The 10,586-nt window shown below is 70.4% G+C and carries 9 protein-coding genes and 1 tRNA gene; 6 read left to right on the top strand and 4 right to left on the bottom strand.

Translation table 11 applies throughout. The features are described 5' to 3' along the window. The 5 genes from PHC73_RS07010 to PHC73_RS07030 all read left to right on the top strand — a co-directional run. Positions 1-629, top strand: a 629-nt coding sequence (locus PHC73_RS07010; protein ID WP_300126137.1) for a GNAT family N-acetyltransferase, incomplete at its 5' end; no start/stop codon positions are given. Further along, entirely contained in the window at positions 626-1,339 is a 714-nt protein-coding gene (gene aat, locus PHC73_RS07015; RefSeq protein WP_300126139.1) for a leucyl/phenylalanyl-tRNA--protein transferase, read from the top strand. The genes PHC73_RS07010 and aat, both read left to right, overlap by 4 nt. Next, entirely contained in the window at positions 1,329-2,072 is a 744-nt protein-coding gene (locus PHC73_RS07020) for an arginyltransferase (RefSeq protein ID WP_300126142.1), read from the top strand. The genes aat and PHC73_RS07020 overlap by 11 nt, the downstream gene beginning before the upstream one ends. A 632-nt stretch (positions 2,073-2,704) precedes the next feature. Continuing rightward, on the top strand, positions 2,705-4,351 hold the full coding sequence (locus PHC73_RS07025) for an NAD(P)/FAD-dependent oxidoreductase (RefSeq protein ID WP_300126145.1): 1,647 nt from the start codon (positions 2,705-2,707) through the stop codon (positions 4,349-4,351). 20 nt (positions 4,352-4,371) lie between these two features. Next, the gene (locus PHC73_RS07030) at positions 4,372-5,163 is read left to right on the top strand and encodes an SDR family oxidoreductase (protein WP_300126147.1); all 792 of its coding nucleotides are present in this window, start codon (positions 4,372-4,374) and stop codon (positions 5,161-5,163) included. Between the two features lie 235 nt (positions 5,164-5,398). Here PHC73_RS07030 and PHC73_RS07035 read toward each other — a convergent pair whose 3' ends face one another. From PHC73_RS07035 to gloA, 4 genes are all read right to left on the bottom strand, one after another. Next, positions 5,399-6,310: a lysophospholipid acyltransferase family protein gene (locus tag PHC73_RS07035; RefSeq protein WP_300126150.1), complete on the bottom strand. Its 912-nt coding sequence runs from the start codon at positions 6,308-6,310 to the stop codon at positions 5,399-5,401. Next, on the bottom strand, positions 6,310-8,007 hold the full coding sequence (locus tag PHC73_RS07040) for an ABC transporter ATP-binding protein (protein WP_300126153.1): 1,698 nt from the start codon (positions 8,005-8,007) through the stop codon (positions 6,310-6,312). The genes PHC73_RS07035 and PHC73_RS07040 overlap by 1 nt, the downstream gene beginning before the upstream one ends. Further along, positions 8,007-9,572 carry a glycosyltransferase family 39 protein gene (locus PHC73_RS07045; protein WP_300126156.1) on the bottom strand — a complete coding sequence of 522 codons (1,566 nt, stop codon included), beginning with the start codon at positions 9,570-9,572 and terminating at the stop codon, positions 8,007-8,009. The genes PHC73_RS07040 and PHC73_RS07045 overlap by 1 nt, the downstream gene beginning before the upstream one ends. A gap of 366 nt (positions 9,573-9,938) precedes the next feature. Next, positions 9,939-10,346 carry a lactoylglutathione lyase gene (gene gloA, locus PHC73_RS07050; protein WP_300126159.1) on the bottom strand — a complete coding sequence of 136 codons (408 nt, stop codon included), beginning with the start codon at positions 10,344-10,346 and terminating at the stop codon, positions 9,939-9,941. A 164-nt stretch (positions 10,347-10,510) separates the two neighbouring features. Here gloA and PHC73_RS07055 point away from each other — a divergent pair. Next, positions 10,511-10,586 (top strand) — tRNA-Phe (locus PHC73_RS07055).

Consider the following 10,586-nt stretch of genomic DNA (forward strand, 5'->3'; position numbering starts at 1 on the left):
GGGAGAACCGCGGCTACGGCAGTTTCGACGATTACCTCGCCGCCCTCACCGCCGAGAAGCGCAAAAAGGTGCGCCGCGAGCGCCGGCAGGTGGCCGAGGCCGGCATCGCGCTGCGCGTGGTGCCGGGTACGCAAGCCGGGGACGCCGAATGGAGCGCCATGTACGGCTTCTATCGCGCCACGGTGGCGCGGCACGGGGCGATCCCCTACCTCACCGAAGCGTTCTTTCACCGCCTGGGCGAAGCGCTGCCGGACGCGGTGGTGCTGTTGCTTGCGATGCGCGATGGCCGCTACGTGGCGGGAGCGCTCAATCTGCAAGGCGGCGGCGCGCTGTACGGCCGCTACTGGGGCTGTCTTGCCGACTACCACAGCCTGCATTTCGAAACCTGTTACTACCGCGCCATCGAGTACTGCATCGAGGTCGGCCTCGACCGTTTCGAGGCCGGCGCGCAGGGCGAGCACAAGCTCAGCCGCGGCTTTTTGCCGGTGAAAACGCACTCGTTGCACTGGCTGGCCGAGCCGCGCTTCGCCGACGCGGTGGCCGAGTACCTCATCGAGGAGGGCGAGGAAATCGACCGCTACCGCGAGCTGCTGGGCGAGCACTCGCCGTTTCGACGCGAGCAGCCTTGACCGCGCCGCGCCTGTTCTGGGTGGCGCAGCGGCGCTGGCGCACCGGCTGGCCGCCGGTCGAGTTGGCGCTAGCCGAGCCGAACGGCCTGCTCGCCGCCGGCGGCGATCTCGAACCCGAAACGCTGCTCGACGCCTACCGGCGGGGCTTCTTCCCCTGGTTCGGGCCGGACGACCCGATCCTGTGGTGGTGCCCCGAGCCGCGCGCCGTGCTGTGGGCGCAGGATTTCGTGCCCTCGCGCAGCCTTGCCAAACGCCTGCGCCGGCGCGAGTTCGAGGTGCGTTTCGACACCGCCTTCGATGCCGTGGTGGCCGCCTGTGCCGCACCCAGACCGGGCGCCAGCGGCACCTGGATCACGCCCGCCATGCAGGCCGCCTACGGCGAGCTGCACCGGCACGGTTACGCGCACAGCGTGGAGGCCTGGCAGGACGGCGAACTGGTCGGCGGCCTGTACGGGGTGGCGCTGGGGCAGGTGTTCTTCGGCGAGTCGATGTTCGCGCGGCGCAGCGATGCGTCCAAGGTGGCCTTCGCGCACCTGGTGCGGTATTTGCTGGGGCATGGTGGCCGGCTGATCGACTGTCAGGTCGCCTCAGCCCATCTCACCAGCCTCGGCGCCGTGGACATGCCGCGGGCCGAGTTCTTAACATGCATCGAGACGCTCGCCCGAGCACCCGATCCACGCGGACCCTGGCACGGCGATGATGATTTTTAACACCCGCTTCGGGCGGCTATTTTTCTTCTCCACCGAACCGCAGGCCTGCAGCTACCTGCCCGAGCGCGAGGCGGTGATGCTGTTCGCCGACCCGAACAAGGTCATCGACACCGAAACCTACGCGCGCCTGATCGACTACGGCTTCCGGCGCAGCGGCGACAACGTGTACCGGCCGCACTGCCGCGGCTGTCAGGCCTGCGTGCCGGTGCGCATCCCGGTGGACGATTTCCAGCCCGATCGCGCCCAGCGCCGCACCTGGCGGCGCAATCAGGACCTGGTGGTGACCACCGCGCGCACCGACTTCGGACCCGAGCACCTCGACCTCTACCACCGCTACCAGCTGGCGCGTCACGACGACCGCGTCAGCGTGCGCGACAGCCGCGAGCAGCTCGAATTCCTGCGCAGCCGCTTCATCGACACCTCGACGCTCGAGTACCGGCTCGCCGGCCGGCTGGTGATGGTCAGCGTCATCGACCAGCTGCCGCACGGCCTGTCGGCGGTGTACACCTTCTACGAGGCGGACGACCCGGACATCGTCAAGCGTGGCCTTGGCACCTACGGCGTGCTGCGGCAGGTCGAGGAATGCCGTGCCCGCCGGCTGCCGTGGCTGTACCTGGGCTACTGGATCGCGGAATCCGACAAGATGGCCTACAAGAGCCGCTACCGGCCGCTGCACGCCTACCGGGAGGGCCGCTGGGAGCAGCTGCTCACCGCGGGCGACGGGGAACGCTGATTTACTCAGCGGCCCCTTCCGGGGCAGGATGCCCCGGCCTGAATCGATGGCGTACGCCATTGATTCACTGAGAGCCTGTGAATTTTTCAGGCTCTCAGTGTCGGCCAGGGATGGCCGGACGCGAATCGAGCCCGTAAGGGCTTGATTCGCGGGAGCCCGTCCGGGCGTGTACCGGAAGGGCGACGCAAGAAATGCGCAGGACGCGCATTTCTTCACAAACGCTGATCACTGCGCGGGCGTGTACCGCGCAGCGAGCCGAACACGGCCTCGCCGGTGCCCGTGCGACCGACCGGACCGCCGTGCGCCTGACCTTGCTGCGGGCTGCGTGCGCCGACTGCGCGCTGCCTTCGGGCGCCTGGAAGGCGCCTGGCGCGACCTGCTGGTCGCGGTTCTGACCGGCGTACTGGGTGCGCTCGCCGCGGCCGACGCAGGCGCTGGTGGCGCTGGGGCTTGGTCTCGCCGGCGGCGTCGCCGGGGCGAGTCTGCTGCGCTGGCCGCGCGGCGCGTGATCCGGCGCGGCAAACCGGCACGCGCGCCGGGGCATACTGCCCCGACGGGAAGCGCCCACAGCGGTTCCCCAGCATGCAGACAAGCACCGCCGACGCAGCGGTGATTTCACGGAGGAAGAAACCATGAACGACACCGCGGGATTGTTGTCACACCGCCCCGACTTCGACGCCGTCATCGTCGGCGCCGGCTTCGCCGGTCTTTACATGCTGCACCGCCTGCGCGAGGCCGGCTTCACGGCGCGGGTGTTCGAAGCTGGCGACGGCGTCGGCGGCACCTGGTACTGGAACCGCTACCCCGGCGCGCGCTGCGACATCGAGAGCGTGGACTACTCGTACTCGTTCTCGCCGGAACTGGAGCAGGAATGGCAGTGGACCGAACGCTATCCGCGCCAGCCGGAGATTCTGGCCTACCTCAACCACGTCGCCGACCGCTTCGATCTGCGCCGCGACATCCGGCTCGAAACGCGCGTCACCCTGGCGCATTTCGACGAGGCTGCGGGCCTGTGGCGCATCGAGACCGACCGCGGCGACCGCTGCACGGCGCGCTACTGCGTGATGGCGACCGGCTGTCTGTCCGTGCCCAAGGCACCCGACCTGCCGGGTGTGGAACGCTTCGCCGGCGCCACCTATCTGACCGGCGCCTGGCCGAAGGATGAGGTCGACTTCAGCGGCCTTCGTGTGGGCGTGATCGGCACCGGCTCGACGGCCATCCAGGTCATCCCGCAGGTCGCGCGGCAGGCGAAGCATCTGACGGTGTTCCAGCGCACCGCCAATTTCAGCGTGCCGGCGCGCAACGGCCCGCTGGCGGCCGACGAGCTGCAGCGCATCAAGGCCGGCTACCGCGAACGGCGCGAGCAGAGCCGCCGGTCGCTGTTCGGCATTCCGGTGGCGCTGCCGGATGCGCCGCGGCGCACGCGCGACATCCCGCCCGCCGAGCTCGACCGGCAGCTCGAAGCGCTGTGGGCGCAGGGCGGCGCCATGAGCCTGCTGGCGGCCGCGCCGGACATCCTGGTGGACGCCGAGGCCAACGCGCGGGTGGCCGAGTTCGTGCGGCGCAAGATTCGCGCCACGGTGCAGGACCCCGAGGTCGCCGAGCGGCTGTGCCCGAACACGCATCCGCTCGGCACCAAGCGTCTGTGCCTGGACAGCGAGTATTACGAGACCTTCAACCGCGCCAACGTGACCCTGGTGGACCTGCGCGCCACGCCGATCGAGACGCTCACCCCGCACGGCGTTCGCACCAGCGCCAGCGAGTACCCGCTCGATGCGATCATCTTCGCCACCGGCTTCGATGCCATGACCGGCGCGCTGCTGGCCATCGACATCCGCGGCCGTGCCGGACGCCGCCTGCGCGACGCCTGGGCGGATGGCCCGCACACGTATCTGGGCCTCGCCAGCGCCGGCTTTCCGAACCTGTTCCTGATCACCGGCCCGCACAGCCCATCGGTGTTCACCAACATGGTGCCGTCCATCGAACAGCACGTGGACTGGATCGCCGATTGCCTGGATTACCTGCGCGCGCACCGCATCGCCCGCATCGAAGCCAGCGCCAGTGCGCAGGCCGCCTGGGAGGCGCATGTCGCGGCGGTGGCCGACGCCACGCTGATGCCACAGGCCGATTCCTGGTACCTCGGCGCCAACGTGCCCGGCAAGCCGCGCACGTTCATGGCCTACCTCGGCGGGCTCGGGCCGTACCGGCAGCGCTGCGATCAGGTCGCCGCCGAGGGCTACGCGGGCTTCGAGCTGACGCCCGCGCCAACCACCGCCTGACCAACCTCAAGGAGCCATCGATGGACCTGCAACTCGCCGGCAAGCGCGCCCTCATCACCGGCAGCACCGCCGGCATCGGCTATGCGATCGCCGTGAGCCTCACGCGCGAGGGCGCCGAGGTAATCCTGAACGGCCGCACGCAGCAGGGCGTCGACGAGGCGCTCGGCCGCCTGCTCGGCGACACCGGCGTGCTGGCCAAGGGTTTCGCCGGTGATCTGGGCACCGCCGAAGCCTGCGCGGCGCTGGCGGCGCAGCACCCCGACGTGGACATCCTGATCAACAACCTCGGCATCTTCGACACCAAGCCGTTCGAGGACATCCCGGATGCCGACTGGCAGCGCTTTTTCGACGTCAACGTCATGGCCGGCGTGCGGCTTTCGCGCGCCTACCTGCCCGGCATGAAACAGCGCAACTGGGGCCGCATCGTGTTCATCTCGAGCGAGAGCGCCATCAACATCCCGGCCGAGATGGTGCACTACGGCATGACCAAGACCGCGCAGCTGGCGGTGGCGCGCGGCCTGGCCGAGTCGCTGGCCGGCACCGGCATCACCGTCAACAGCGTGCTGCCGGGGCCGACCCGCTCGCGCGGCGTGGCCGGTTTTCTCGAAAAAATGGCCGCCGAGGCCGGCCAGCCGGTGGCGACGCTCGAAAAAGAATTCTTCATGCGCGCCCGGCCGAGCTCGCTCATCCGGCGCTTCGCCGAACCGGCCGAGGTGGCGGCGCTGGTCACCTACGTGGCAAGCCCGCTCGCCAGCGCCACCACCGGCGCTGCGCTGCGCGTGGACGGCGGCATCGTGCGCAACCCGTTCTGAGAGCTTGTGAATTTTTCAAGCTCTCAGGCCGGCCAGGGATGGCCGGACGCGAATCGAGCCCGTAAGGGCTTGATTCGCGGGAGCCCGTCCGGGCGCGTACCGGACGGGCGACGCAAGAAATGCGCAGGACGCGCATTTCTTCACAAACTCTGAGCCCCCGCGCCAGCCGTCACCGCAGCGGCCACAGGAGCGGCCGTAGGAGCGGCTGCAGCCGCGAACACGAACCTCACCCGCATCACTCCCGCCCCCAGCGCCGGTAGCGCCACTGCCAGTGCGCCGGGTGGGCGCGGATTTCCGCCTCGGCCAGGCGATACAGCGTCTGCAGCGTCGGCTCGTCCTCGCGCAGGGCGCCGGTCGGGGCCGGCAGCGGCGCATGGATGACGAGCTCCTGCAGCTGCGGGTGCAGGAACACCGGCACGATCGGCGCCCGCGCGCGGCGCGCCAGCACGAACGGCCCGGCCGGCATCGGCACGCGCTTGCCCAGAAAATCGATGTCGATGCCGCCGTCGTCCTTGACGCCCTGGTCGACGTAGATCATCACGATGCGGCCGCGGCGCAGCGCGTCCAGCACGCGCGGCGCCGTCGGCTGGTCGGGCTCGAGGCGGATCGCCTCGATGCCGATTTCGGCCAGCGCCGCCACGTAATACCCGCGCGGCACGCGCCGTGCCTCGCGGATGACGATGCTGACCGGATAGCCGGCCTGCGCCAGCCAGATCGGCACCTTGGCGAAATGCCCCAGATGCAGGCCGACGCCGAGCACGCCCCGCCCGCCGGCCAGCGCCTGGTCGAGGTGTTCGCGGCCGTGCGCGGTGATCGGCCCCACGAATTGCTCGGCCGACACGGTTTTTTCGAGCAATTGCAGGAACTCGAGCGCGCCCACGGTGACCTCGCACAGCGCCTCGCGGCCGATGGCGGCCAGCTCGGACGTCGGCCGCCCGGGCAGCGCCCGGCGCAGGTTCGCCAGATCCCGCCGCCGCGCCAGCGGGCGCAGTGCCCAGTTGAGGCGCCCGAGCGCCCGGCCGACCCGGCGCGTGGCGCCCGGCCGGCGGGCCAGGCCGGCAGCGAGCCGGCGTAACCCGGCGAACACCGCCCGCCGCCAGGCGCGGCGCAGCGGACGCAGCAGGCGTCGGCTGCGCGTCGATGCCATCAGTGAACCTCCGCGGCGGCGGCGCGCAGCTTGCCGCCGGCTATGTGCAGCACCTGATCGGACACGTCCAGCAGCGCCGGGCGGTGGGTGATGGCCAGCAGCGTGTAGCGGCCCTTGAGCGCGCGCAGCGTGTCGCGCACCGCCGCCTCGGCGGCGGCGTCGAGCGCCGAGGTCGGCTCGTCCAGGATCAGCAGCTTGGGTTCGTGCACCAGCGCGCGGGCGATGGCGATGCGCTGGCGCTGGCCGCCGGACAGCTTGCCGCCGCGCTCGCCGACCGGCGTGTCGAGTCCCTGCGGCAGGGCGGTCACGAACTCCCAGGCGCCGGCCTGGCGCAGCGCCCGCTCGGCGTCCGCGCGCGTGAGGGCGGGATCACCCAGCGTCACGTTGGCCAGCACGCTGTCGTGCAGCAGCAGCGTGTCCTGCGGCACGTAGCCGATCATGCGCCGCCAGGCGCGCCGGTCCAGCGCCGGCAGCGGCACGCCGTCGACCAGCACCTCGCCAGCCTGCGGGCTGAGCAGGCCGATGACGATGTCGACCAGCGTGGTCTTGCCGGCGCCCGAGGGGCCGATCAGCGTCGTCAGCCGGCCGGCCGGGATAGTGAGATCGACCCCGTCCAGCACCACCCGCTCGCCGTAGGCGAAGCGCAGGCCGCGCAGTTCGATGCCGCGCGTCAGGCCGGGCGCCACGCCGCCCGACGGCGGCTCGGCCGCCGCGCGGGCGTCGTCGATGGCATTTTTCAGCAACCAGTAGGCGCCTTCGGTGCTGACCATGTTCTGGTACTGGCGCTGCACCTTGGTGAAGTAGCCGAGCACCCGCGCCAACAGGAAGATCACCACCATCACCGAGGCCAGCGACAGCCCCAGGTGGGCGATGGCCAGGTACAGGCCCACCGCCGCCAGCGAGGCCAGCAGCGGGTCCTGCACCGCCGGCAGCGCCTCCTTGGCGATCACCTGCCGGCGCAGCGCCTTGTCGATCTGCCGGGTCTGGCGCGTGAGGATGCCGTCGGCCAGATCCTCGCGACCCATCGCCTTCAGCGGCTTGACCGACTGCAGCACGTCGGTGAGATAGGTCACCAGCGCCGCGGTCAGCTGCGACTGGCGCGTGCCGGCCCGCTTGGCGCGGCGCACCAGCCCGCCCATGGCCAGCATCAGGGTACCGCCCACCACCAGCGCCACCAGCGTGGCCTGCCAGGACACCAGCAGCGCCAAGGCCGTGTAGATCAGCGCCTGCACCAACAGCGCCAGCACCTGGGCGGCGTTGAAATAAGCATTGGCGGCACGGTTGGCCTCGCCGGAGATGGCGTTCGACAGCGCGCCCACCGGCGTGCGCAGGTAGTACTCCCAGCGGCTCGCCAACACCGCGCGCAGCAGCGCCAAGCGCAGGTCGGTGCCCACCAGCGCCACGGTGTAGCCGACCTGCGCGTTGGCGGCCAGCGTCAGCAGCGCCTTGGCCAGCATGGCGAGCACCATCAACACCAGCACCGGCTCGAGGCGCGGGGCGATACCGAGCGCCGCCAGGAACTGCGTCACCTGCCGCGCCGGCAACGGCAAGCCGGCGCCATCGCCCGCCACCGACACCAGCATGGCCAGCAGCGACGACAAGCCGACGCCGTCCAGCAAGCCCGCCAGCAACAGCGCCAGCAGCGTCAACAGGCTGCGCCACGGGTAGGCGCGCGCAAAGTGCACCAGCAGCCGCATCAGTGCGCCCAGCGCACGCGGCGCACCGCCTGCGGCCGGTAGCCGGTGGCGATGCGGTAATAGAGGTGCCGGATCACCTGACCGCGCCAATGGATCGGCCGCTGCCGGATCGGCCCGACGTTCACCAGCGCCGCGTCGACGCGCGGGTCTTCGAGGTCCTTGCGTTCGAAATCGACCGCCAGCACCGGCCGCTGGCCGCCGCTCGGATCGTCGAACCAGTACTCGAACATCACCGCGCTGCCACCGACCAGGTTGCGCGAGGTGATGTTGTCGTAGCGGCCGTCGAGGTCATGAAACGACAGCCCGGCAGCGATCGCCCACTTGCTCATGGCGGCCACCAGCGGCCGCTGGCCGGTGTCGCGCTCGACCTGCTGCTCGAGCTCGTGCACCGCCTGCGCCGTCTCGTGCCAGCCCAGATAGGCGACGTCGCCCAGCGTCGGGTAAGGCACGCCCGGCAGTCCCCACACCAGGTACACCGCCACGGCGCCGTAGACAGCGCCGAGTGCATACAGCGACGGCCGCCAGATGCGCCTGAGCGCCTGCCGCAGCCGGTCCCCGGCCGGCGCCGGCAACACCAGCGTGGCGGCCAGAAACGGCAGCAATCCGATGTAGGCCGGTCCGGTCCAGTGGAAATGCGGGTACTGGTACAGGCTGAAGGCAAAAAACACCCCGAACGGCACCGCCGCCGTCCACAGCAAAAACCGCCGGCTGCGCGCATCGGGCACCGCCTGCGCCCGCCACGCCGGCCGCGTGGCCGCTCCAAAAGCCGCCACGGCGCCGGTCGGGAACAGCAGCAGCAAGGCGTGCGCCAACAGCAGGTGGGTCGAGAACTCGACCTGCAGCTGTCCCACGCGCCGGCTGCCCTGGAAGGCGAACGACGCCCAGTGGTGCTGCGCGTTCCACACCAGCACCGGCGCGAACAGCAGCAGCGCCAGCGCCACCGCCAGGTACGGCTGCGGGCGCCCGAGCCAGCGCCGCGCCTGGGCGTCGGTGAGCACGAAACCGGCCGCCGCCGCGGCCAGCAGCACGATCGGATACTTGGCGAGCAGCCCGACCCCCATGGCCAGCCCCGCGCCCAGCCAGGCGCGCGCCTGCCCCCGCACCAGCGCCTGGTGCAGATAAAACAACCCGGCCGCCCAGGCCGCCACCAGCGGCGCATCCGGCGTACTCAAAAAGCCGGCCAGAAAAAAGCCCGGCAGCGCGCAGCCCAAAAGCACCGCGCCGGCCGCCACCGCGGGTTGATCGCTCACCTGCCGCGTGAGGCGGTACACGTAGCTGAGCGCAATCAGCCCGCAGGCCACCGCCCCCAGCCGCACGCCGGCCGGCGTATTGCCCAGCAGGTGCGTGCCGAGCCAGTCGAGCCACGCCACCATCGGCGGGTGATCCAGAAAGGCCAGCTCCATGCGCTGCGCGTAGAGCCAGTAATACGCCTCGTCGACGATCGGCTCGGCCAGCGGGAAGAACAGCAGCCGCAGGGCGACGAAAAATCCGGCCAGCGCCAGCCACTGCCGCGCGGACACGAGCGATGGAGCGGCCGCGACGGCGGCCGGCGAGATGGGTTTCACGGTTTCGGGCAGTGGCGACGGGCCGGGCGCGGCATGATACCGCCGCCGCCCGCGTCGGCTCAGGGTTTATGAAGAAATGCGCGTCCTGCGCATTTCTTGTGTCGCCCGTCCGCTACACGCCCGGACGGGCTCCCCCGAATCAAGCCCTTGCGTGCTTGATTCGGGTCCGGCCATCCCTGGCCGGCCTGAGAGCTTGAAAAATTCACAAGCTCTCAGGGTTTATGAAGAAATGCGCGTCCTGCGCATTTCTTGTGTCGCCCGTCCGCTACACGCCCGGACGGGCTCGCGCGAATCAAGCCCTTGCGGGCTCGATTCGCGTCCGGCCATCCCTGGCCGGCCTCGGAGCTTGAAAAAATTCACAAGCTCTCAGGTGTGCTTCTGGATCAGCTCGATGCGGTAGCCGTCCGGGTCCTCGACGAAGGCGATCACCGTCGTGCCGTGCTGCATGGGGCCGGCCTCGCGCACCACCTTGCCGCCGCGCGCCTTGATGGCCGCACAGGTCGCGTAGGCGTCCTCCACCTCGATGGCGATGTGGCCGAAGCCGTTGCCCAGCTCGTAGGACGGCGTGTCCCAGTTGTGCGTGAGCTCGATCAGCGGCGTCTTGGCCGCCGACGGACTGGCGACGGCGCCGTCCTCGTAGCCGACGAAGGCCAGCGTGAAGCGCCCGCCCGGAAAATCGTTCCGGGACACCAGCCTCATGCCCAGAACGTCGGTGTAAAACGCGATCGAGCGGTCCAGATCGCCCACTCGCAGCATGGTGTGCAGGATACGCATGACGGTTCCTCCGGCTGACGGCTGCGGCCGTCGCAACGCCACGACGGCCCGAAAACGATTGCGCGATGGTAGCGCGCCTTGACGCCGGCCACGCCCGGCCCTCTAATACGCACCCCGCGCCACGGTGCCCCGGCACCGGCGACACGGCGCGGCGCTTCACACCCGGCCAGGTAGCTCAGTCGGTAGAGCAGTGGACTGAAAATCCACGTGTCGGTGGTTCGATTCCGCCCCTGGCCACCA

Origin of the sequence: Immundisolibacter sp. (genome assembly GCF_028696615.1) — a bacterium.
Lineage (GTDB): Bacteria > Pseudomonadota > Gammaproteobacteria > Immundisolibacterales > Immundisolibacteraceae > Immundisolibacter.